This window comes from Haloferax sp. YSSS75 (genome assembly GCF_046764215.1).
Lineage (GTDB): Archaea > Halobacteriota > Halobacteria > Halobacteriales > Haloferacaceae > Haloferax.
In genome coordinates, this window is record NZ_CP177206.1 from 369,230 (window position 1) to 393,176 (window position 23,947).

Consider the following 23,947-nt stretch of genomic DNA (forward strand, 5'->3'; position numbering starts at 1 on the left):
CAAAGATGGTAGACCGTTCTCATCAGTCCTGAGTCAGAGTGTGAAGCCTTGTGGTGAATGATGCGGCAAGATACAGAGCCTAAGTCTCGAAGACTGGTAAAACCGAACTGCACAATCACTCTACGACATAATTCGATTCTTGACCAGATGGCCTCAGATCACTACGTGTCACGAAGTGAAGCGATACGTGCGGCCATAACGGATCACAGCCATAGATTGAATGGTGAGAGCGAGGAAGTTATTAAATTACTACATGAGAAAATAGACTCTCAATCGGCGGATATCAATGAATTGTCTGACACCATCGAAAGTTTGCTTAAACTCATCGTTGGTCCGAAACTAACGCTGAATTCTCACGGACACGGGAGGAGTCTCAATGATATTCCCACAAAACAAGTGGGGGAAGCGAACGTTGTCTCTGAAAATAGAATCGCGACTGCCGAGATTAAGATTGACGAAGAAGTCTACGAGTCGATTTCAAAACTTGGCCAAGCAACCATCTCTGAGGTTTCGGACTACTGTGGTAATGCCCAGCTAGAGACCAGTAAAAGTCTCGAACGACTTGATGCACGTGGTCTGATTTCGTCGTCAACCCGCGGTAGAGTTACTGAATACCAAGTGAAAACGGACGTCCCGAAGGGACGGAAAAAAGCTGAGGAAACTGATGAATAAAAAAATCCCACAACAACTCATTGTTGATGCCCCAGTTTGCCCGATATATGAAGAAGAGCAAAAACGGCCCCGGTGGAGAGAATTACAAAATGAATATTATATAGTTGACCCGGGTTGTGGACATGCAATTAACTACCTCGTTTGGAACACGAACAGCACTATCAAGCCCAGCAGTGCTTCCACATATTCTACTCACCTATACCAATTCGTAGACTTCCTTCACTCTATGGGTGTTACAGTTTGCAGCGCGGAGTTGGAACACGTTCAACAGTTCTTCAAGTATTTATCTGATAACGGGAAGAGAGAAGGTACTCTTTCTCTTCACAAGACTTCTATCACGAACTTATACAGACATGTTGATATTCACCTTGGACACGAACCGAATCTCAGGTGGGACTACATTAGAGAGTTCATCAAACCATCGCAGTTCCGCACGCCACCACCAATAGAGCGTGAGCCGATATCGAAAGAAGAGATTATTTTACTGATTGAAAATCTAAATACGCAAAGAGAACGGTTAGTTGTACAGATTGCACTCGAAGCAGGGCTGAGAAATTCTGACATTCGGGGCTTAAAAATAAATGACATAAAATTAGAAGAAAAATACCTAGATTTCTACAATCGTAAGTCAAATATTTGGCAGAGAATGCCGATCTCTGGTGAATTGGCCCTACTCTTACGTCATTGGCTATATGTTGGCAGGGAATCAACACTTGTCGATCCAGAAAACGACCACTTATTCCCGGGGCAAAAGCATGAACAACTATCTGGTGGGTATTTGAATTCAATAGTTACTGAAGCCGCAGAAAGAGCAGGCATTCAAGAGGTGATTGGCAAAATAAAAATCACAGAAAGACAAAAAGTCTCGATGAAGACAGATAAAGAATACAGAGAGATGCATAAAGTGACTTTACACTCACTTAGACATACATTCAATCAACTATTGAAGGACGCGGGGGTGCCATCGGATTTTCGGAGCGCAGCTTTAGGCCATAGCAGTCCCGAAATCACGAAAAAATACTATGAGCACGATGACGACAATTACGATGAAGTAATTGGAGAATTATTCCGGGGTCTCCAATTAGGGATTTAGCTCAGCTTTCCTGCTAGCAATTTTTGACTGTTTATTCTCTCGGTGCCGTAAATCGAGTCTTCAGTGGTCACTCAGTGGCCACCTCAGACAATATAAGAGGGACTTTTTCGTGCGAGATGGTCACTCAGTGCCCACTCAGTTCGGGATGAGTGGTGTATTCACTGTCATGGTCAATTCGACACCGGAATTCGAGGGGCCGTTGCAGAATGAGCCTTTCTCCGAGTAATAAGAGACACTGCTTGGATGAGATCGAAGAAGCATCCTCAACTTATCTCAGTACTCTGTCGAACAACGTTCCCGAGTCTACTTTCTTGTCACATCAAACTGCACTGACAAAGTTCGTTTCATGGCTGCAGGACACCACCGCCAGTAGGGCCGACTCGAATTCACTCCGAGTAGCTGAATTCGTCGATGTCCTTCTCTCCGAGATGAATCACAACCTGGGTACTGTTTGCGGGCATCTGTACTGCCTGACCAATTTTTTGGCATTCTTGACAAAGGAAGACCCGACTATTCTGCGCCTACAAATTGTTGCGTCTCTAGATGAACAGCCTTCTTCTGACATCCGGTCTGTGGGTGCGAGATTTGCTCCAAGCTTCGGTAGTTTGGACGGCCCCATTCGTGATTTCCGGCACTCGGCCCAATCTCTTGTCAGGTACCTCAGAGAGCGAGAATTCGGGACTCGCAAACACGCATTCGTTGAGCTATTATGTGACACCAAGGCCCGCCCTGGACAGATACGAGAACTTGATCGCTCAGAACTCAACCTGCAGGAGAAAACAGTCTCAGTTGGCATATCCAATAGCTACATAGTGAGTTCAGTGGGTTTGCTCAATCAACGAACTGCGGAACTTTCTGAAGGCACTGTTGACGCCCTCAGAACATACATTGAACACGAGCGAAAAGCGGTGCCAGATACAAAACCTGCCCCACTATTCACGACCTCTCATGGCCGGGTTAGCGCTGCGGCTCTTCGGCAATCATTCAAAGTGGCCAGTGAAGCAGCGAATGATTACTCACATTTCCGAAAGAGGCAGGACAGTGGGTTGCACGACGAACAGCTCTCTGGGAGACGGGTGCAGATATTCACACCCACTGATGTTTGGCACTCTGTGATTTCGTCGACTCTTGATTCCGAATGAAGGGGCAACTCGAAGAGATATTGGCTCGAGTCGACGACCCCGTAGCAATCAAAAAGATTCTCGAACTGGACCAAGGCCACGATTCACTGCAGAGTTCCCGGTTGAGAAGCACAGACCACGACCCATTGTCAACTCTGTACGAACGATTCATGTCTCGCCGACAGGACCGGAGCCCATCGACACGTGCTCAGTACAAGCGAACCATTTTGGACTTCGTCGAGTTCGCCGAATCGAGTGGGATAGTCAAATCCTCGGAACTCTCCATCAATCTCTTGGACGGTTACGTCGACACACTCCAAGAACAGTACAACTCTGACGCGACGATTCTCACAAACACGAAGAACGTGCGCGGTTGGCTTCGGTGGCTCACCAAGCGAGGGTACTGTGACGAATCACTCTACCGGATTCTCGATAAGGACGATCTCGGGCTCTCTCCCAAGGCTCGTGACGAAGCCTTGTCCACTCGAGAAGCCGAGTCAATTCTCGAACAATTACGAAACCAACGCCGAGGAACGCTGAAGCACGCACTGGTTGAACTCCTCTGGAATGCTGGTCTGCGAATCGGTGGAGCGCGTTCACTTGACGTCCGGGATTTCGTTCCTCAAGATAACGAGATCAGATTACGCCACCGTCCTACGACGGGTACTCGTCTGAAGAATGGGAGTGAAACCAAGGACCACGTTGGAAATGGTGAGAGGAACGTCGCAATCAAGAGTCGAGTAGTCGATGCGATTGAACTCTATATTGAACTTGAGCGCCCGAATGTGACTGATGAGTTCGGTCGGTCTCCATTGTTCGCGACGTCGCAAGGCAGAGCTGCACGATCCACACTACGCCGAAAAGTGTACAATGCGACGAGTTGTCGCTGGAACACGAGTCGGGACGGTTCTGTGAGTTGTGAAGGTGAGTGTAGTGCCCGTTCGGAAGTCTGCCCCGTTTCGTTCTACCCACACGCCATTCGCCGCGGTGCGATTGTACACCACCTGAGTCAAGGGCTGAGACCAGACATTGCGAGTGAACGGTTCGATGTATCCGTCCAAACTCTTCGAAGACACTACGATCCGCGCACTGAGCAGAAGCGGAAACAGGATCGGTCTGAGTACGTTCGGGCGTGCTGGTAGCAACTTAGAAGACGAGTCTCAGCTGTCTTCTTCTCATAGCCTAGAAGACTTATTTACCCAGAGATTTTGATATATAATTGACTTAATGAAAGGGACGACTGAGAAGTTTAGAAAGGTACTCCTCTCCCTCCACCACCGTGTCCCACCGAATCTACAATTCGTCCAACGGGAGACCATCCAGCAACTCTCACACCGCGCGCTGGTTGTCATCATGGTTCTGGCTATGATTAGCCCAAGTGTCGTCGCTGTTCCGATTATGGATGCCGACAACGATGGGCTCAGAAATGGGGCAGAATGGACCAAAAGTGTTGACTGGCAGGCACAGGATACGGATGGCGACGGGCTTATTGACGGCCGAGAAATTTCCTCACCGATTCTAAATGCTACTAATCCAGATACAGATGCGGACGGATTGAACGATACCGAAGAAGTCGAACTCGGCACGAATGCGAGCTCAGTGGATTCTGACGGGGACGGAATAAACGACCTTGTAGAAACAACCAACGGAACTGACCCTACACAGGCTGATACTGACGGAGACTCTCTTTCCGATTTAGTCGAGGTGACAAACAGCACTTCGCCAGTAAACGCAGACACTGATGGCGATGGGCTTGACGACGGACTCGAATTTGAGATAGGTTCTAACGCTACCAATCGTGACACTGACCACGACCTCTTACCTGACAAGCGAGAGTGGGAACTGAACACATCTCTTGTCTCGTGGGATACTGATGGCGACTCTCTGAGCGACGTTCGAGAAGCGACTTCAGACAAACTGAACCCACGCAAGGCAGACACAGACTCAGACGGCCTCAATGATAGCCGCGAGTTGATGTTGGTCACTTTGGTAAACGTCAGTGACACCGATAACGATGGTCTCAAAGATGGTGCCGAATTTGACCACGGCACTTCGCCTATCCAAAATGACACTGACAACGATTCACTGTTAGACGGGGCAGAAATTCATCAGTACGGGAGTGATCCACTGAACAACGACACTGATTTCGACAACGTAAGCGACAGCATCGAGGTCAGAACTGAGATACTGAACGTCTCAGACCCAGACATTGACGACGATGGGTTGAATGACGGCGTTGAGTGGTACGGTGAGACCAACGTCACATTAGCCGACACAGACGCGGACGGCTTAGACGATTGGAACGAGACGAAGGTCTACCCGACGGATCCAGTTATCAACGACACTGATTCTGACGGCCTTCTGGATGGTAACGAGACGCTCCGATTCGCAACAGAGCCACTTGACCCTGATACCGACGGTGACGATCTCAAAGACGGCCCAGAAAAGCACACCTTTGGTACCAACGCAACAAACCCTGACACGGATGGCGATGCTCTGACTGATGGACAAGAAGTGAACGAGTATGGAACAGACCCGTTGAAGAACGACACAGACGGCGACGGTCTGAGCGATGCTCGGGAAGCCAAATACCTCCAGACGAGTCCAACGAACGCTGATACTGATGGCGACGGAATACCTGACGGCACTGAGGTGGCTGTCAAGGGCTACAACCCAGTGGAGAAAGACCCACTTCACGACAAGAGTTCGAGTCTCCAAATCACGGCTAACCAGGAACAAGCGCTTGGTTACTTCATCGATAGCATGGTGCAGTTCCTCCACTCGGTAGCGACAGATGACGTAGATGCTGGTCCAGTGATGGAATACAGCCAAGCAATCGTGAAATTACCTGGTGCGAATTTCACTGGGTCTGAAGCCACGATTATTTCGAATTTCAATCAAGCTGGCCTGTATCAAATCCTCGATTTGATTCAAGCCGACCTCGGTATCGGAATTCCGAGTGGTGCTCTTGAAGGACGTCTCAAGCAGGCGATTAGTGTTGGTTCGAGAATGAGCTCCGTTCTCGCGGTCGTTTCCGACTATGCTACGCTCCACGACCAAGCACAAAATGTAGTGAGTGCAAACGAATCTGAGCTCCGTGCTGCCAAAGTTGGGGTCTTAATCGCGACCACTGTCCTCGTCATTGATGCCTATTTCCTCTACCAGACCGGTGGAACATTTGCACTTTCTCCCCAGCATAAGTTGGCGTTCTCTGCGACGGGGACTATCGCAGCGAAGACTGGGCTTGCCCGGCTCGCCAAGTATTGTGGTTGGAAGTGTGTTGGTGGAGTAGAACGCATTCTCCATTGGTCTCTCCGAAGCCTCATCGAGATTGGTGAGACGAAATTTATCGCTTCAATCATCGAGGTTGGATATCTCGAAGTGACTGGTGTCACGCTCTTCGATATCCTCGATGGCCTCTCTACAGAATACCTCAAGCAGTTAGTTCCGATGCTCAAGGAGATTCTGTCTGAACAAATTCTGCAGCGTCTTAGGGAGGTCGTTGGTCAGTTAGTAGAATCAGAGGTCGGGAGTTGGTTCTCCAGGGACGAAGTCTTCACAGTTAGCACTCCGTCGGAAAGTGGCGTTCCTACTAGAGCAGTTTCGTAGCGGAGTCACCTCTTTTGATTCGAGCAGCAACCCGTTTCACTCACAACTCGTTGGCCTAGGACAAACTGTTAACATATGATAGATGAAAATGGATGACAGATGCCGTATCTTGACCCTCTCATCGACAACTCAGAACGAACGCTCGAGGAGACGTTCAAAGAGGTAATCTCTGAGAGCGAGGAAGTCCGGGTTGCGACAGGCTACTTCTATCTCTCTGGATTCGACCTGTTTAAGGATGATCTCGACGCTCTTCTAGACTCTGAGGCACTCGGCCATGCTCCGATGCGGATTCTGATGGGAAAGCAGACAGACGCTCGGACTGCTGATGAGATTGAAGAGGGCAAGAGTCTACACGAACAGTTCCGGACGCAACTCAAAGACGACCTCGAAGATCTCAACAACGCTCAGATGGACCGGCTCGACCGGCTTCGAGATTTCATCAAGGAAGGCTTAGTCGACGTTCGGATTCGAAACCCCGAGAAAGGATACTTCCACGCCAAAGGAGCGTCGTTCCGATTTGCGACTGACGACCCTTCCAAGCGGGAAGGCTCGACAGATAGACGCGAACCAGCACTCATCGTTGGGTCGTCGAACTTCACCCAAACTGGCCATCGAAACAACATCGAACTCAACCTCACCAGCTCAGACCCACAGAAAGTCGAAGCCTTCGAGGATTGGTTCGACAACCAGTGGGCCAACTCCGAAGAGTTCTCACGGGAAATTGTCAAAGTCATCGAGAACAGCGAAAAGTACCAAGACTGGAAAGAGGGTACGAAACCCGATGGTAATCTTGGAACCTTCATCGAGCCGTTCGAACTCTACAAGGTGCTCTCCTACGACGCGCTCGATGGGAACATCAGTGCCCGAGATAGCCCTCTGTACTACTTCCAGACGATTGGTTACGAGAGTGCCGCGAAGAAAATCGCCCAATACAACGGCTGTATCATCTCCGACTCAGTCGGCCTCGGCAAGTCCTTCATCGGGAGTGAGTTGCTCTACGACTACCGCCAAGACGGGAAACGCTGTCTCCTCATCGTCCCTGCGAATCTGACTGACCAGTGGGAAGACCTTCTCCAAGACGCAACAGACGAAGACGGAGACCCGTTCTTCGGGCTGGAGATAGACGGGACGCACATAGACGTCATGAGTATCAGCAAGTTCCAGAACCTCTCTTACGAGGACGTGAACGCCCTCAGAGAGAAGTTCGACGTGCTACTCATCGACGAGGCCCACCGCTTCCGTAACTTCGGGAAGTGGCGACCCAATCCCGACGATGACGACGACTACAAAGGAACTCGTCGCCACGCAAATCTCCGACTCCTCCGGGACAAGACGATGATTCTCCTGACGGCGACGCCGCTGAACAACAGCGCGACCGACCTGAAGAACCTCATCGGGTTGTTCACCGGGAAGAACGAGATACGGAACAAAGCGAATCTGGACTTCAGTTCGTTCGACCGCTACATCGACATCGCAGAACAGCGGAAGCGTGTCGCCGCCGGGAAAGAAGAGATGGAACCCGAGGACCTCGAAGACCTCACCGAGAAACTCCGACACGAGTCCCAGGAAATCTCGAAGATTCTGAACGAGGTGATGGTCCTTCGGACACGGAAACACGTCAAAGAGTCGCTGATGCGGAAGGACGACGAGTTGGAGATGAGTTTCAAACCGCCGGAGGTTAACAAAGAGGAATACTCGCTTCCGACGGCGTACCGCCCAGTCTACGAGTCGTTACCCGACGTGATGGATGCACTCCACCTGCCACACATCACCATCAAGAACCCACAGGCAGGGAGTACGCTGAAAGCACTGTACAAACTGAATCTGCTCAAACGACTCGAATCGTCGACGTTCGCGTTCGTCCAGAGTATCGAAACGCTCTACCAAAGTGAGCAGACACTGCTCGGATTCTTAGAGGCACTTCCAGACGACGAAGAGATAGACACGCTCCGAACGATACAGGACGACCAAGCAGCGGTCACACTCGACGACTACGTCCAAGACGGTGAAGCGGCAGAAGACTTGGCACAGACACTCGAAGAGTTCGGCTTCGATGCCGAATCTCTTCGAGGCGGGGACAGCAGTGGACAAGACGAGTTAGCCGACTTGACCGTCTCTGAGGTCAAACAGCGAATCCATGAGGACATCGCTCTCATCGCGCACTTCCTGACGTTGTTTATCGGCGACGTCGCAGAGAACGCGACCCACGTCAACGACCACGCAGTCACGGTCAGACAGTGGCTCAGCCGAAAGCATATCGGCTACGTTCCAGATGTCCCTGAAGACGAGGTCGATCCCTTGCTCTTCCCCGACCAGGATCTTTCCGAGGTCGAGGACATCACGCGGGACTTCTACGACGCCGTCTTCCGACTCTTGGAGTTCCGTGACCCGAAGATGGATCGGCTCAATGACGTGGTGAACCAGTACGACGACAAGGTACTTATCTTCACACAGTACCGGGCGACGGCGGACTACGTCTACCGGACACTCCTGAACGACCCGAATTCGCCACTGACGCCGAAGAACAGTGCGGTCGTCAAAGGCGGCGACGAGAACAAGCAGAAAGTCATCCGGCGATTCGCGCCCGAAGCATACGGCTACAAAGAGACTCTCGAACGGACGGGCGACTCAGAGTTGACCTACGTTGTCGCTACGGACACACTCAGTGAGGGTGTGAACCTCCAGGATGTCCACACCGTGGTCAATTACGACCTGCCGTGGAATCCCATGCGTATCGTGCAGCGAGTTGGTCGCGTAGATCGCATCGGTTCGACCGCCGACAAGCACGTTCACAACTTCTACCCTGACGGCGACATCGAGGCGGCCATCAAACTCCTCAAGCGACTTCAGGCGAAGATCAACGACATCGCCCTCATCGTCGGGAAGGAGAACAACATCCTCGACCCGAACGAAGACGAGATTCTGGAGAAAGCTGGCATCCAGACGGAGAAGACTATCGGGGAGCTCGAACTCGAAGAGATTGAAGGTACCTTACGGGCCTCTCGTGAAGTCGACGACTACAACGAACTCGATGACACCTCTAAGAACCCGCTCTTACGAAACGCCGGGAGCAACGAGGACGAAGCCTTCGAGCGGTTACTCCTCAAAAAAGAACTGAACGAAGAGTTCGGCCTCTCCGACGAAGACTTCGAGTTCGCAGATGAGTACTTCGAGATGTCACCAGAAGAACGCGACTTGCTCTACACTAACGTCCCGGACTCTGAGAGCAACCACGCACCGGGCATCTTCGGGATGACCCACCTCTGGTTCGACGACGAAGAAGACGCTCCACTCGGTCGGACACGTCGAGCCCTCTATGGAAAGAAACGCGGCGGAGAGGTCAAAGACTTGAGCGCGATTCGAGCACTGAAGATTGGCCCTGACACTGACGGCGAGAAAATGACTCGCAATCAGAAACAGTACCTCGACGAACGCGGGTCCATCGAAGCGGTGGTCGAACAGCGACTCGAAGAGGCGAAGGAGGGACTACTCGGCGACATCTACCGTGGCGGTGACGAGTATTCAAAAGAGCAAGAGAAGATTCTCTCCTACCTACTGCACCTTAAGAGCAATTCGAGTGGTGACCTGTCCAACCCCATAGATGAGCATACGTCACTCCCAGAGGCGGCGGCTCACCTCCGAAGTCGACTCAAGGACGTGAAACTCCAGAACACCGATGAGGACCGTATCCTTCGCGCCACCTTCCGGAAGGAGAACATGGGACTCGGAGAGTGGGACGTCGAAGAGTTCCTGCAAGAACTGGCGGACTTCCTTGACGAGAATATCGAAGGGTCGACAGAATACGATACGAAACTGGCTAAGACTGGGGACGTTGATGCCCGACTCCTATGCTGGGGTGTGCTTCAATCCTGAATGAAGAGAGGTCAAGTCCTTCGCCCAATACGGTAAGCCAGTAATTGGTAAATTCGACGTTACGGTTGCGGGCCAGTCTCGGACAGTTCGTCGTACTTCTCGAAGACGAGGTCAAAGTACTCCTCAGTCATCATCCGAGGATTGTTGACTCGGTGGAAGTCGTCAAGAACGAACTCGGTGTCTCTGCGGTCAAGTCCGTAGGCGTGGAAGGCGGCGGCGTCGATTTCGGCTTGGAGGCGTTGTCGCTCGTCTTCGTCTGTGGCTGGTTCGATACCACCGAGGCGTTCGCGCATTTCTGCGAACTCGTCGCCGTAGCAATTGAGGCGAGCAGCACGCTCAGAGATGTAGTGGAACCAGTCGTCTCCTTCGGTGAGACGCGGCATCTGCGATTCGAGTAGTTCGCGCTTTACGATGTGCGTCTCGACCTTTGTCCGCATCAGGAAGTCGAACGCGATGCTGTTTAGCAGCCCAGTGGCCGCGAACAATTCGTGGTCGGTGAACCGTCGTACGTAGGGTGACCGAAGCGGTGACTCCGAGAGATGCTCTTCTTCGGGCTCGATAGCGAACGGCTTGAAAGTGTTAATCGTGTGGAGGCAGATGACCTCCTTCGGAAGCACGGTGGCGATGATCGTTCGTTCATCTCGTGACCGAGAAACGTCTCTGATTCCAATTCGGTACTCGGTGCTGTCGAGGAGTACATCGTCTTCTTCGAGTCCGTGACCACGATGCTCTTCGAGGAGCTCATCGACGAACTGAACTTGTGACTGACTTGTCTTCGGGCCTCCGAAAGCGTCGTATATTGAACGCTTGAGATGCCCACGATTGAATTTCTTTTCTCTGACGCGGTACTGCGCACTGTTCGGAGGGTCGTACATTCCACGACTCCAGTACTTGGGCCCGTCCAAACTCTGTGTATGGGTGTTGTCGTACTCGAACTGATGGATATTCTTACCCCCATAAATTGGGTAGTCGGCGTTCTCAGGTGACGTCTGAAGGCGGTCTTTGTCGGTCGATTCGACGAACTCCTTCGTGAGCATGTCAACCGTCCACGCGTCTTCGATAACCTCGTCTAACGAGGGCTGATTGACCACCTTTTCAAGGACGCTCACCTCGATTTGAGAGGTGATTGATGGGAAAATTCTACCCTCTGGAGAGTAGCGGAGGAGGACATCACGTGGGATGCTGGCTGCTTCATCCTCAATACGATACACTATATCCATATCGCGTTGGTTGAATATGCCGCGGAGCTCGGAAGTCACTCCCCCGTACTCAAACGTTAGAATAGCAAATCGGTAGCGGTCGTCAATGGCTTCGAAAATCCCCTTATTCTCGAACCCGATGAGATTCTCTACGTCAGTGTGATCCAGCAGGTGTGTCCGGAGGTCTTTGCCCATCACTCCACCGAAAATCGTACCGGGGAGGAGCAGACTCACTTTCACACCGTCCCGAGAGAGCCTGAAGACTCGCTCTAGAAAGAGAGCCGATAACTCGTTCTTGGTCGGCATCGTTCGACCACCGACCACCGGAGACTGGAGTTTGTAGGTGTCTCCCTTGGTGAAGAAGTCTGCTCGGGTCTCCATCGAATCCTGATACGCTTCCCATTCCCGTGCAATATCAGGGTCAGAGAGGAGGTCTTCCATCACCTCATCCTTCTCCTCAGATGGATAGACGCGGAACTGCTCGTCGTACCGGATGAAAAAATCGTCGCGGTTCGCGTATAGCATATCCCACGGTGGGTTCCCGATGAACACGTCGAAGCCACCCTCCTCGAATACGTCCGCGAATTCTAACGGCCAATGGAAAGGCGACCAATCTCGAAGTTCATCGACCGTGATGTCATCGAAGCCTGCATCTTGGAACTCCCCTCGAAGGATCTTGTCGAATCTCCCACGGTGCTCTTCGATACGGGCCTCTGCTTCTTTCCGCCACTTCTGTGCTTCGGCACTCGTATCGGCACTCTTGTGGTTCCTGATTGCTTGCTTCACGTCCTCTAGTCGGGTTTTACGCTCCCACCCACCCAAGTCGCTATTACCGTCTTCGTTGGTCTCGACAACATCGTCAATCTGGCCGATAAGGCTGTTGCCCTGTCGGATGTTGAAATCGATGTTCGGTAACGGTTCGACCTCACTCGGCTCGTTTTCGATGTCGGCCACCATCGAGAGCCATAGTCGTAGTTTACAAATTTCGACACCTCCCTCGTCGATATCGACTCCATAGAGGTTGTTGAGGATGATCTGGTTCTTCGCATAGAGCGTGGGCGTCCCCTTAGAGGAATCAATTGCGTCTAGTTCCTCTTCGACATCGCCGTGAAGTTCCCATGGTCGCTCGTCACGAAGTGCCTGGAAGTACTCGATGCACTGGAGATACACGTCGAGCAGCACTTCTTGTGCAGCAAGGAGGAATGCCCCACTTCCAACGGCGGGGTCGACTACTCTAAGTTCGTTCAGGGCGTCGAAGTAGAGCGTCTTGACGTGTTCTTGATTCACTGCGTCAAGGTCGACAGTCTGTGCTATTCCGCCGTCGGCCATCGCTTCGACCTTATCACCGCCCACCGATGAAACGTCTAACTCGAAGATGTCGTCGATTGCTTCGTAGTTCGTCCCGTGGGCGTCGTTTACCCGGTCAAGCAGCCACGGGTGAACCGTCCGGCGGGACATGAAACCGGTAATCTCCTCAGGCGTGTAGTACGCCCCCATCTCTTTCTGGTTGACCGTCTGTTCGAAGATGTGCCCGAGGATGGCCGGCGAGAGGTTCTTCGGGTCGACGATGTCAAGTCGCTCGTCGACGTTCCAGTTCCAGTCCGAGAGAAACGAGAGAATCTTTCCGAAGAGTGTAGCCGTCTCTTCGGCGGTTTCTCCCAGCCGGGCGCCGTCGAATTCTTCCTCAACAGGGTTCTTGCTGAAGAGACCGCCGTTGAGGTACGGGAGGTTGCCGTAGGTTGTATCCTTCTTGCCCTCTGCGAGAATATCGAAGAAGAGCGGGTCGTAGAACTCCTCGTAGACGTCGCCATCCTCCGAGAACTTCTCGTGCATCTTGTGGAGGTACTCGGTGTCGTGGTCAAGCAGGCCCTTCTCCTGGATGAAGTAGAGGAAAATCATCCGGTCGAGCGTAATCTGCACGTACCGCTGTTTGGCGTCGCCACGGTCGTCGGGGACACCGGCGACTTCCTGCACGAGTTCGGTCCGGAGCTCCTCGAAGTCCTCGTAGAAGTCCTTGACGACCTGTTTCGTATCGTAGAGAGAGTCGAAAATCGTCTCGGGCTTGTTGAATTCGATATCGTTGAGCTTCTGGAGGATCGTGTTCTTCTCTCCAGTCTCACTCGTCATCTGTTCTTTCGAGAACGAAAGTTGCTGGTACTTCGTCCGGCCGTGTGCGTCCCACGTCCGGATTCGGGTGATGAAAGTAAACTCCTCAAAGTCGTCGGTAGCCACCATCCCCGTGTGAGTGTTGACGTTCGTTCGGGACTTGAACGACGCCGCGGTCTCTCCAGGCGGTGCTTCGATGAGTACCATAAACTCGTCGTCGTCGGTGAGACGAAGGACGAGCTCGTTGTCCTCTCCGAGACTTGGCTCCGGTTGGAGGCCCCGCTTCTTCAGCGACTCTGCGACGTCCTCAAGAGAATCCCACGTCGCAATATCATCAGATTTGATTTGCTGAAGTGACATAATCGGCAGTCACAATGACAGGTCAAAAAGTCACCGACGCGAAGTAATTGGCATCCCAAACCGGGAGCGAATTAATATACCCACAGTCTCGTGAGAATAACAATGCGGGTACAAGATCAAGACTGGAAGTGGTTCCTGCGGATTGTTCAGTCGTATTCTGTTTGGGAGTGGCGTCTCGTTATCGTGGGTGTAATTGGGGCTCTCTTCTTTTTGGTAGCTCCACTTGAGTATGATGTGTCGAACGCGAACCAAGTGCTGTCTACGCTTGCAACCGCACAGGCTAGCCTATTAGCGATTGTATTCTCTGTGAGTATACTCGGCGTTCAACTAATCGCAAACAGATACTCTGCAAGGATGACGAAGCTGATTACTTCGTCAGCAGCATTTCAAGCCACGCTCGTTCTGCTATTCGCGTCTGTGGCTTTCGATTTATTTTTGCTGTTCAATCTTCCAACCATTCCTTCTCAATATACAATCTCTGGGATCTCCATCGCAGCAGGATTGGCTCTAGCATCCGGAGTGACTCTCAACCGGCACGTCAATTCGATTCTTGCAAGGAGCACCCCAGAAGGGATCCTAGAAGCATACGAAGAGAGTGTGTCTGTTGAGGATTTTCGGGAAGCAGTTTCGAAAAGCGTCGACTCATTTGACCAGCATCCGCTTCACGAGCTACACGAACTCGTCATGTCTGCCTTGTCCCGGCACGAGTGGGCAACTGCCAAGAATGGGATTCGGTATACAAACCGCATTTCAGTCCGGATTATCGAACAAGAGGCAGCCAGAGGGAACCTCTGGTCAACCAAGGACGATTTATCACACAAGTATTTTCGAACACCACTTGAAGAATACCTCCCCAGAACGGCAAAGGAAGCAACGTCATCGGAAGAGATTGATTTAGCGGAGGATGCAATTAAGACAATTAGCGATATTGGCCAAGCTGGTATCAGTTCTCATCGTGCCTATATCGCTTCCCAAGCAGTGAGTGGTTTAACTAGTACCTTTCAAGATACACAGGACAATCAAGAAGGCCATCGACTCCGTGTGGCGGTTCTCGATTCATGCCGAACTCTTCTCGTGGAAGCCTTGGAAAAACCAGCACCACATATGGTTTCCTCGATTCTCTCAATGTATAGAGGCAGAATCCGAGTTTGGTTGATTAAGGACTATGACAAATGGACATACAGACACCACCTCAGAGATTTTTACGACCGAGGTATCGCGATTGGGCTTGATCTCTATCTCCAACACTATGGTGAATATCTCACAGATTGTACCATTGACTGGAGCTCTCGAAACAATCCTGAATCATCTAACAACGTCACCAATGTAATCTTCTACCTGAGAAGATATTCGATAGAGACGACGCTCAATATCTTCAGATATATCGAACGTAATGACGAGTGGCCGATTCTGATGACTGGTCTCAGAGATGGTTGGAAAGAAATCTGTAAAAAAAGTGCTGAGCACGAAGTAGACGGAATAACACGCATCTTCATTCGACATTATATAGATATTGCTTACATCGTTTATCGACTTGATCGAGAGAAAGCGAGCACGTGGTCTGGGGAAGTTGCCCACTTGAAAGGGGAGATCCCCAACGGCTCGATAGTTGACGAGGCACTGAGCGAGTCTCGCCGTGAGGGGATGACTTCAAGACTCGATGAATTTGTATCTGTCCTAAATCGAATCCAAGAGCCAGAGTCTACCCCGAAGAAGTTCATTCGGGAGGTTACAGACGATACTCAAGAGTACTCTGAGTGGATAAAGTCATTCCAGCGGGAAATCCAATCGACATACGAAGAGTACCATGCAGGCTGAATCCTCATAGCGTAATCAGAGCATTGAGGGACCATCTCAGTAGATTGGCTCGACAATAACATGCTGATGTTTCAGTCGAGGAGACTTGCTTCGTCCATCGTGGTCGAACTCAACGATATCCAATTCGAGAAGTTTCTGTAAGTCACGACTGATGACTCCTTTATCGACGTCCAACTCTTTCGCGAGGGCACGGACCGACTGAGGTTGATGTGTCTTTAGATAATCCATGATCCGAATACGCCGCTCATGGAACACATCGTCTGCCCGTTCACGACTCAACACAAGCGTATCTGGGAATCCGTGGTGAGTGATTGCCTCCGAAAACGCATTTCGAAGCTCAAGGGCTGAATCAACTTTCTCGTCCCCACGGAAGCTGTTTGGATCAACACTATCTTGGTTGGTGTCTTCTTCACCCATCTATGTCACCAATATAACTGTTGTTAGTTCCACAACGCCATTAAATTTCTGTAGACGGCATCAGACCGTATAATTCAGTAATTGTGGAACCAGTATCACAATCAGTCACTAATGCCTATACACTCAGAGAGGGTGTATGCAGCACAATATTCCTGCGGTAGAAAGATAACACCTGTAATGGAATTGCAGACATGTCTACCAAGGTCTACGGGATCGATTTTAGTGGGAGCAAATATCCAGGCCAGAAGATATGGATTACAGAAGCATCCTTGACAGACACCCCGAATCAACTTCTCCATATTCAGGACGTGAGTGCTGTGGCTGAACTATTTTCAGGCACACACAGAAGCGATGTTCTCACCGAACTTCGCGAATTAATTCGTCAATCAAATAATGCTGTGGTTGGTCTAGACTTTCCGTTTAGCCTCTCTCAATCATCCGTCTCGGCCGAAAATTGGAAAGAATTTCTCGAAGAGTTTGCTAACAGGTTCTCCGATCAGGATATAGATGCATATCCTGGTCCATATAAATCAGAAGGTGAACCGAGGCGCGAGACCGATTTCCGATTCGGAGGTCAATCCCCTATAAGTCCACAAGTACGATATCAGGTATTCTATGGATTACGCGATGTTCTATATCCTCTCGTTACCGATGATGCAGTGCGAGTGTTACCAATGCAGAGTCGTGACGTGACGAAACCATCAGTTCTTGAGGTCTATCCAGCGGCTACATTTGGAGCTGAACGGCTCTACCGGATTGGGTACAAGGACAATAGCGAACAATCACAAAGGCGTCGACGAGTGAACGCCGAAGGGTTGCAGTCCCACGAGAAACTGTCTATTGAAGAAGACCTCGTCGAGAAAGCCATCCAATCCGATGACGCATTGGACAGTGTATGTGCGGCGTTTGCAGTCGGCCGTGCACTACGCGAGGGGCTTGGTTGTGAACAAAAACTTGTTGAAGGCCAAATTTATGCGTGAGACTCACGGTATAACGCCCTGCGCTAAACGCTATTGTATTCAGCCCGATCACAAACAACCTTCTGAGTAGTTGTTAGAAGAAACTTGCCGAATATCGAAGATGTGTTCAGTATTGTTACTGAGTCTAATCTAGGTTGAAGCGACCAAATCAGAGTGATCTACTTTTTGTCTTCGTCAAGTCTCGTCACGTCGGAGAACTCAACTCGTTGTACTACCAGCCTATCGGATTCGGTATCTTCGGCGAACCATAGCCTAACGTCCGCCTCAAACTCTTCAGTTGGATAGTCGCTGGTGAGGTAGACTAAAGCCGACTTCTCGCCCTCTGGCTTTTTAGCTAAATACTCTTCCAACATTTTACGTCCTTCAGTCTCCCCGAGCTTCAATCCAGTACTCTTGACATATAAGAGGTCAAGCTCGACCCCCGATGAGCCAACAGACCGTTCGACACGGGCTTGTACACTGTAGTCTCCGGAATCAGTTTCGAAGCATTGGAAGCGAATTGTGGCATTTTCTCCGCGGCTCGGTGTCTCAACGCTTGATGACATGGTTGGCTGGCTAGCACGTTGGTCAGGGTTACTTTCCAACAAGTTACAGACGCGATGAACAAATCCATTCCAAGACTCATTCTTATGCTTGAACCGCTGGAATCGCTGGAAGGCGTCTTCTGACAATTTTAAGCTTTTCCTGGTCATTAAGTGGCTTTTGGGTCCCAAAGTATATAAAAAGACCCCCAACTGGGGCCTTTATTCTATATCGGCTTGATTACCGGGGCCCAACAACCAACCGTGGAACGTTCCCTACATTCAGAACGGCCTCAATAAATTGCCAGAAACAGAGAGGTTCAACAGAGCCAACAGTAGTCAATTCTAAACGTCAGCACGAAATCTACTCTCGCTCATCTTCTGGCAGATACCGCCTCCGTTGCCTGAGTTTTTCCCGCTCTGTTCGTTGGTCGTAATGCCGGTCGAGCACATCTGTTCCGACGTCCATCCTATCGCTCACGACCCGCTCTGGTGTGTCCTGCTGGAGGTAGTAGGTAATCGCCCCACGGCGAACTGGGTGGGGGCTGAGTGAGGACGGACACGCGTATGCTCGTGGTGAAGGTCGCGCATCACACTCGTCGATGTCTCGGTCGTGTGGACACATCGAGTCGTACACACAGGGCCGGGTGTACTGATACGAGATTGTCCGGCCCCTATTCCGACTTAGCCGACTTTGACTAGTTGCGAAGAGCGGCTTTCGACCATACTCGTCTATCGTCCTTGGATGGTTGACCTTGAGCCAGTCATCCAGAACTCTGCAAACACGTTCACTCAATGCAATATAGCGTTCACTCTCCTTGCCGTTCTTCAGAGATGTCCCCCGCTCGGGTCTGTGAACAAGTTGGAAAAACCGCTCCTCTGAATCGTAATCGTCGACATCCAGACTGACAGCAGCACCAATTCGCAACCCAGTGTGCCAGAGGACCTCCAGTAGTACGTGTTCTAAGCGTGCGTAGTGGTACTTCTCGAGATGAGCGAGAATCTGCCAGGCACGCTCTGAGCTCAACGATTCTGTCCGGGCATCTTCTGACGTAGTCGTTGGGAGCAGTATCTTCTCGTCAAGGCCGGGTTCGACCGCATCGATGCTCGCACAGAACCGGAGAAACACACGAAGAGTCGCCAATTGACCTCGCATCGAGGCATTCGAAAGGCCGTCTTCGTTACGTCGTTTGATACGATATCGGTGGATGTCCCTCCCGGAGAACGTGTTCATATTGTCGATCGCTTCGTCTTCGCACCACTGGACGAACTGTTTGAGTCGGTAGTGGTGTGATTGGAGCGTTGCGTCTGATAGCTCCTGACTGCGAGCATCGAGGTACATCCGTTTCGCTGCCGCAGGTTCCAAGGGTTCGAGGTTGTTGGTCATGGTCACTTCGCGGAACAACGACAGGAGACGAATTTCCAAACGGCCGTTTTAGGACTTGAATCGCCTATCAACTGGTGGCTGACAAGGCGGGACAATCTGGATGCTCCCCCATAGGGCCCATGTGAGTGCCTGAGCGACAGCGAAGGCCGAACATTCCCTCTAGGTGGTTCGAATTACGGAGCGAGCGAGCGTCAGCGAGCGAAGTTCAGGTGGTTCGAACCCCATAGGGCCCATGAATTCTGCTACGAGCATACGCGAGCAGTGAATTCTATCCGACTATGGCGGTTCGAATCAGGGAGCAACTCGTCGCGATTGTGGTCCGGCCCCGTGTAGAAAGACTGACACCAAAGCCACGTGAACCGTGGCTCATGGACGAAGTGTCTCGTACGACAGCGGTGTACGAGAGTGATGCAGACGCGTTCGTCGACAAGTATCTCTCCGAGTCGATTGCCGCGCGGTTCGGCGACGACTTCTCCGAGGCACTCTCTGGGCCACGGGTACTGGACGTGGGGTGTGGCCCCGGCGTCGACTCGGCGACGTTTTCCGACGCCGGACTCGACGTGGTCGGATTCGACCTCACGCCGTCGTTCGTGGCCGTCGCACGAGAGAACGTCCCCGACGCGCGATTCGTCAGAGGGGATATGCGACAGTTGCCGTTTCGAGACGGCGCGTTCGACGGCGTCTGGGCGTGCGCGTCGTTTCTCCACGTCCCACGACGTGATGCTCCCGACACACTCCGGGAGTTCGGGCGTGTCCTCGGCGACGACGGCGTCGTCTCCCTCTCCGTGAAGCGTGGCGAGGAGAGCGGATACGACACCGACGGCCGGTATTTCGAGACGTATCTTCCCGGAGAGATTCGTTCGCTCGTCGACGACGCAGGGTTCCACGGGATTCGAATCGAGGAGGGAGAGGGGTGGATACGGACGCTCGCCAGCGCGTGAGACGTCGGCGACGACGTACCCGAACGGCACCCGAATCCAGCGAACCGTGGCTCAGTGGACGACATTCTCGAAACGAAGATATCAATTTTTTCTGGCTATTTTCGTATCAACACCAAAGAACCCATGGGAATCAGTGCAATATGGGAACAAATAACGCACTGCACGGTGTACTATCTCCTGCGCACGTTCCGCATTCGGGCACAATACAAGTGATGCAGAGTGCGCGTGAGGAAAACAATGGCTACAGCAAGAGACGATGCAACGATAACTGGCGAACTCCGGGATTCGTTCCGGGGCAACCTGATTCGACCAGGTGACCCGGAGTTCGACGACGAACGAGCGATATTCAATGCGATGATAGACAAGCGTCCGCAACTCATCGCCAAGTGTACGGACGTCGCGGACGTCATCGCGGCGGTCAACTACGCCCGCGAGAGCGGACTCGAGACGGGAATTCGGAGTGGCGGCCACAACGGGCCGGGACTCTCGTTGGTGGACGACGGACTGGTCATCGACCTCTCGGAGATGAACGGTATCCGAGTCGACACGGACAAGCAGACGGTTTCTGTCGAAGCAGGTTGCACGTGGGGTGACGTCGACCACGCCACCCACGCGTTCGGGATGGCAACGGTCAGTGGAATCATCTCGACGACTGGCGTCGGGGGACTGACGCTCGGTGGCGGACACGGCTATCTGACCCGCAAGTACGGACTGACCATCGACAATCTGGTCGGCGCGGACGTGGTGTTGGCCGACGGGCGGATGGTTCGCGCGAGCGAAGACGAGAACGAAGACCTGTTCTGGGCGATTCGGGGCGGTGGCGGCAACTTCGGTGTCGTCACCTCGTTCGAATTCCAGTTACACCCGGTCGACACGGTCATCGCCGGACCGATGTTCTGGCCGCTGTCGGAGCTAGAGACGACCATGCAGTGGTACCGCGATTGGATAACAGCGGCTCCGAGAGACGTGTACGCCTTCTATCTCGTCGCCGAAGTGCCGGGTGACCCGTTCCCACCGGAGCTTCACGGCGAGAAGGTCTGCGGACTGCTGTGGTGCTGCACGGGAGACGACGAGCAGGCGGAGTCGATGCTCCAATCGGCCCGCGACGTGGCCGAACCGCTGTTCGAGCACGTCGGCGAGATGCCGTATCCAGCATTACAGGGGATGTTCGACGGCCTCTACCCAGAGGGCGACCAGTGGTACTGGAAAGGTGACTTCGTGCGCGAACTGAGCGACGACGCCATCGAGGCTCACGAACGGTTCGCAGAAGTGCCGACACCAAAGTCAGGGATGCACCTCTACCCAATCGACGGTGCGGTCCACGACGTGGACGCCGACGAGACTGCGTGGTCTGCCCGCGACGCCAACTGGTCGATGGTCATCGTCGGCGTCGACCCCGACCCGGCGAAGGCCGACGAGATTACCGACTGGGCCGATGGCTACTGGGAGGCAGTCCACCCCCACACGTTCGGTGGGTCGTACATCAACTTCATGATGGAAGAAGGAGAAGACCGGATTCGCGCCACCTACGGCGACAACTTCGAGCGATTACAGAAGGTCAAGGCGAAATACGACCCGGAGAACTTCTTCCACGTGAATCAGAATATCGAACCCGCAGCATAGCGCCGCCGAACACAGTCTCTCATTTTTGTGGGCCGCAGTCGTTTCACTGTCCGCTCTGAAGCAGCAACGTGAGAATCGGTCCCATCTCGTTCGACGGGTGAGCGAAGACGAGGAGAGTCGCCTTCGCGCGTTTCGGTCTCCGTGCTCAGGTCACGGAGCTGTCTCGCTCGTTAGCGGTTACGGTTTTCCGACCCGGAACCGAGTTCCTTGAGGACGTACAGACCACCGTTGCGGTCGGAGGCGTAAATCCACGGACTGTTCTTCTCTTTGTCGATGCCCCAGACGTCTTGGATACCGCCGTTCTGGTCTTCGAAGTCTTGTCCACTGGGACTGTACCGGGCGACTTCGACGGGGTTGGCCGGGTCCGAGATGTCGAGGATGAGGACGCCGTCGGAGTACCACGAGATGTACACCATGTCGTCTTCGACGATGATGTTGTGGACCGAGTAGGTTCCACGTGGGTCGCAACTCGGGTCGCCGGGGTTGGCGCTGCACACCGTGTCGAACTCGCTGCGGAGTTGGGGGTTCGATTCGTCGGAGTAGTCCCAGATACGGACGTTGCCCCAGCGACCGTAGCCACTTACCACCTCGACGGGGGCACCACTGGCCCCGGGGATGACCTCTGAAACGTCGTTCACGCCGAGGATTGCCAGTCCAGTCGAGTGGCCGACGAACACACCGGGGATGTCGACTGGGTCCCCTCCCATCGTCACGAGTGCGTCACCACGGGCGGCGTCGTTGAAGACGACGATACCCGCGTAGCCAGCGTCGAGTGCGTTCTGGGCCTTCGAGGTGAAGGTGCAATCGCCACGCTGGATGACCGCGATGTGGTCTGGGGACGGTGCGGGAGGAACGCTGCCCGCCTCGCACCCGAGGCCGACGTACGTCGTTGGCCCACTCATCGTGCCGTCGGGAAGGTCGACGATGGGTTCCGTGATTGCACCCTCTGCGACGGGGTACTCGCCCGCGTTGGCTCCGCTCGTAATCTCGAACGTGAGTTCGAACGGGTCGAAGTCCTCTTCGGTTTCGACGACGACGCTGCCGTCTTCGTTCGGGAACGCCTGGTGACTGTTGACTTCGCCGTCGCCTGCATTCGGGTCGATTGCCTGCGAGACGAGCGTCGGGTTCGCCGGGTCCGAGATGTCGAGGAGGACTAGACCGGCGTCCCAGTTGGCGAGATAGGCGCGAGTTCCCTCCTCGTTGACGGTCACGTCGTGTAGGAAGCGGTTCTGTGAGGACCCGAAGCCACCGAACAGGTAGGCGTCTGCCTCGAGAATCTGGGCGAATTCGTCTGCACCGAGGGAGAACCAGTCGACGTTGGGGTCGAACAGACTTTCCGCACCCCACGCGCTCACGAACTGCGGGTTGGACGGGTCCGTGATGTCGTATATCTGGAAGTTGCCGAACTCGCTCTCGACGACTGCGGCGATGTAGTCGTTCGCTCCTTGCGTGAAGAACCAGAGGTTGTGGACGCCGAAGTCGACGAAGCCGAGCGCTGTTCGCAAGAACGCGTTCGGGTCGTCAGTCTGGACGCTGGCGAGGTGCTGGGGTGCCGTCGGGTCGTCGACGTTGTAGAGTTCGAAGCCACCCGGCCCGCCGTCACAGGCCTCGTTGGAGTGCGCGAGAACCTGCCCGGAGTTCATGTTCGCGACTTTCACGTCGTTGGTGCGACTGCCTGCGACCGAGGGGATGCTGCCGACGTACTCTGGCTTGTTGGGATTGTGGACGTCGAAGACGGCGATGCCCGGACCCAGCAGGTCTTCCTGAAGGCTGACTTCGCCGCCATCGACGTACCCAGCACCCGTGCCACAGGGCGTGTTGAACGTCCCGACGTAGGCATACCCTTCGTGCGCCCACACGTCCGTGGTTCCGTTTGGGAGCAGGCGTTCACCGCGTCCCGCGAGTGCGAGATTCTTCACCACGTCTGCGGACGGCCCGTCGCTGACGACGTCCGAGACTGCGGCGTCGTGTTCCTCGAGGGGTTCGCTCGGGTCCGGCGCGCCGTGGCCGGTCAGACCACGGTGCCCCTCGTGTTCGTCCGATTCGGTGGGGTCGTCGGTGACGGCATCCGGGTGGTGTGCACTGGCCACTCGCGGAAGTACACCCACGGTTCCGAGGCCACCGACGCCGAGCATGGCGAGTATCGAGCGACGGGAGACGGAGGTTCGTGTGGGGGACGAGGACGATTCAGGCTTGTCGTTGGAGTTATTCATTGACATGTATCTCA

15 protein-coding genes are annotated in these 23,947 nt (G+C 53.2%); 10 read left to right on the top strand and 5 right to left on the bottom strand.

Translation table 11 applies throughout. From position 1 onward, the window contains the following. Positions 1 to 147: 147 nt before the first annotated feature. The 6 genes from ACK3R5_RS02015 (at position 148) to ACK3R5_RS02040 (ending at position 10,368) form a co-directional block, all read left to right on the top strand. A complete protein-coding gene (locus tag ACK3R5_RS02015) occupies positions 148 to 672 on the top strand; it encodes a hypothetical protein (RefSeq protein WP_411967888.1) in 525 nt (174 codons plus the stop codon). After that, the gene (locus ACK3R5_RS02020) at positions 665 to 1,765 is read left to right on the top strand and encodes a tyrosine-type recombinase/integrase (protein WP_411967889.1); all 1,101 of its coding nucleotides are present in this window, start codon (positions 665 to 667) and stop codon (positions 1,763 to 1,765) included. The genes ACK3R5_RS02015 and ACK3R5_RS02020 overlap by 8 nt, the downstream gene beginning before the upstream one ends. Before the next feature lie 428 nt (positions 1,766 to 2,193). Beyond that, entirely contained in the window at positions 2,194 to 2,907 is a 714-nt protein-coding gene (locus ACK3R5_RS02025; protein WP_411968678.1) for a tyrosine-type recombinase/integrase, read from the top strand. Further along, positions 2,904 to 4,028: a tyrosine-type recombinase/integrase gene (locus tag ACK3R5_RS02030; protein ID WP_411967890.1), complete on the top strand. Its 1,125-nt coding sequence runs from the start codon at positions 2,904 to 2,906 to the stop codon at positions 4,026 to 4,028. Before ACK3R5_RS02025 ends, ACK3R5_RS02030 begins: the two co-directional genes overlap by 4 nt. Positions 4,029 to 4,113: 85 nt before the next feature. Continuing rightward, positions 4,114 to 6,495, top strand: coding sequence for a hypothetical protein (locus tag ACK3R5_RS02035; protein ID WP_411967891.1), 2,382 nt, complete (start codon positions 4,114 to 4,116; stop codon positions 6,493 to 6,495). 99 nt (positions 6,496 to 6,594) lie between these two features. Then, a complete protein-coding gene (locus ACK3R5_RS02040; protein WP_411967892.1) occupies positions 6,595 to 10,368 on the top strand; it encodes a helicase-related protein in 3,774 nt (1,257 codons plus the stop codon). Positions 10,369 to 10,427: 59 nt separating this feature from the next. Here the strand turns inward: ACK3R5_RS02040 and ACK3R5_RS02045 are convergent, their stop codons facing one another. Further along, positions 10,428 to 14,033: an Eco57I restriction-modification methylase domain-containing protein gene (locus ACK3R5_RS02045; protein WP_411967893.1), complete on the bottom strand. Its 3,606-nt coding sequence runs from the start codon at positions 14,031 to 14,033 to the stop codon at positions 10,428 to 10,430. Positions 14,034 to 14,135: 102 nt separating this feature from the next. On the opposite strand from ACK3R5_RS02045, the gene ACK3R5_RS02050 reads away from it, so the two are divergent. After that, positions 14,136 to 15,851 carry a DUF2254 family protein gene (locus tag ACK3R5_RS02050; RefSeq protein ID WP_411967894.1) on the top strand — a complete coding sequence of 572 codons (1,716 nt, stop codon included), beginning with the start codon at positions 14,136 to 14,138 and terminating at the stop codon, positions 15,849 to 15,851. Between the two features lie 36 nt (positions 15,852 to 15,887). Here the strand turns inward: ACK3R5_RS02050 and ACK3R5_RS02055 are convergent, their stop codons facing one another. Further along, positions 15,888 to 16,268: a helix-turn-helix domain-containing protein gene (locus ACK3R5_RS02055; protein ID WP_411967895.1), complete on the bottom strand. Its 381-nt coding sequence runs from the start codon at positions 16,266 to 16,268 to the stop codon at positions 15,888 to 15,890. 191 nt (positions 16,269 to 16,459) lie between these two features. Here ACK3R5_RS02055 and ACK3R5_RS02060 point away from each other — a divergent pair, with 191 nt between their 5' ends. Then, positions 16,460 to 17,248 (top strand): DUF429 domain-containing protein, encoded by a 789-nt coding sequence (locus ACK3R5_RS02060; RefSeq protein ID WP_411967896.1) that lies wholly within the window; start codon positions 16,460 to 16,462, stop codon positions 17,246 to 17,248. A 158-nt stretch (positions 17,249 to 17,406) separates the two neighbouring features. On the opposite strand, the gene ACK3R5_RS02065 is transcribed toward ACK3R5_RS02060, so the two are convergent. Both ACK3R5_RS02065 and ACK3R5_RS02070 read right to left on the bottom strand, forming a co-directional pair. After that, complete coding sequence (locus tag ACK3R5_RS02065; RefSeq protein WP_411967897.1) at positions 17,407 to 17,940, bottom strand: hypothetical protein; 534 nt, start codon at positions 17,938 to 17,940, stop codon at positions 17,407 to 17,409. Positions 17,941 to 18,133: 193 nt separating this feature from the next. Next, on the bottom strand, positions 18,134 to 19,156 hold the full coding sequence (locus ACK3R5_RS02070) for a tyrosine-type recombinase/integrase (RefSeq protein ID WP_411967898.1): 1,023 nt from the start codon (positions 19,154 to 19,156) through the stop codon (positions 18,134 to 18,136). Between the two features lie 368 nt (positions 19,157 to 19,524). Between ACK3R5_RS02070 and ACK3R5_RS02075 the strand changes: the two genes are divergently transcribed. Further along, positions 19,525 to 20,097 carry a class I SAM-dependent methyltransferase gene (locus tag ACK3R5_RS02075; RefSeq protein ID WP_411967899.1) on the top strand — a complete coding sequence of 191 codons (573 nt, stop codon included), beginning with the start codon at positions 19,525 to 19,527 and terminating at the stop codon, positions 20,095 to 20,097. Positions 20,098 to 20,334: 237 nt separating this feature from the next. After that, positions 20,335 to 21,720 (top strand): FAD-binding oxidoreductase, encoded by a 1,386-nt coding sequence (locus tag ACK3R5_RS02080; RefSeq protein ID WP_411967900.1) that lies wholly within the window; start codon positions 20,335 to 20,337, stop codon positions 21,718 to 21,720. Positions 21,721 to 21,890: 170 nt separating this feature from the next. On the opposite strand, the gene ACK3R5_RS02085 is transcribed toward ACK3R5_RS02080, so the two are convergent. Then, positions 21,891 to 23,933, bottom strand: coding sequence for a PA domain-containing protein (locus ACK3R5_RS02085; protein WP_411967901.1), 2,043 nt, complete (start codon positions 23,931 to 23,933; stop codon positions 21,891 to 21,893). Positions 23,934 to 23,947: the final 14 nt, after the last annotated feature.

Coding starts and splice junctions, on each gene's coding strand:
- ACK3R5_RS02035 (WP_411967891.1), top strand. CDS start 4,114: ATGAAAGGGACGACTGAGAAGTTTAGAAAGGTACTCCTCTCCCTCCAC.
- ACK3R5_RS02030 (WP_411967890.1), top strand. CDS start 2,904: ATGAAGGGGCAACTCGAAGAGATATTGGCTCGAGTCGACGACCCCGTA.
- ACK3R5_RS02070 (WP_411967898.1), bottom strand. CDS start 19,156: ATGACCAACAACCTCGAACCCTTGGAACCTGCGGCAGCGAAACGGATG.
- ACK3R5_RS02050 (WP_411967894.1), top strand. CDS start 14,136: ATGCGGGTACAAGATCAAGACTGGAAGTGGTTCCTGCGGATTGTTCAG.
- ACK3R5_RS02075 (WP_411967899.1), top strand. CDS start 19,525: ATGGACGAAGTGTCTCGTACGACAGCGGTGTACGAGAGTGATGCAGAC.
- ACK3R5_RS02025 (WP_411968678.1), top strand. CDS start 2,194: ATGAATCACAACCTGGGTACTGTTTGCGGGCATCTGTACTGCCTGACC.
- ACK3R5_RS02085 (WP_411967901.1), bottom strand. CDS start 23,933: ATGAATAACTCCAACGACAAGCCTGAATCGTCCTCGTCCCCCACACGA.
- ACK3R5_RS02020 (WP_411967889.1), top strand. CDS start 665: ATGAATAAAAAAATCCCACAACAACTCATTGTTGATGCCCCAGTTTGC.
- ACK3R5_RS02040 (WP_411967892.1), top strand. CDS start 6,595: ATGCCGTATCTTGACCCTCTCATCGACAACTCAGAACGAACGCTCGAG.
- ACK3R5_RS02080 (WP_411967900.1), top strand. CDS start 20,335: ATGGCTACAGCAAGAGACGATGCAACGATAACTGGCGAACTCCGGGAT.
- ACK3R5_RS02015 (WP_411967888.1), top strand. CDS start 148: ATGGCCTCAGATCACTACGTGTCACGAAGTGAAGCGATACGTGCGGCC.
- ACK3R5_RS02060 (WP_411967896.1), top strand. CDS start 16,460: ATGTCTACCAAGGTCTACGGGATCGATTTTAGTGGGAGCAAATATCCA.
- ACK3R5_RS02045 (WP_411967893.1), bottom strand. CDS start 14,033: ATGTCACTTCAGCAAATCAAATCTGATGATATTGCGACGTGGGATTCT.
- ACK3R5_RS02065 (WP_411967897.1), bottom strand. CDS start 17,940: ATGACCAGGAAAAGCTTAAAATTGTCAGAAGACGCCTTCCAGCGATTC.
- ACK3R5_RS02055 (WP_411967895.1), bottom strand. CDS start 16,268: ATGGGTGAAGAAGACACCAACCAAGATAGTGTTGATCCAAACAGCTTC.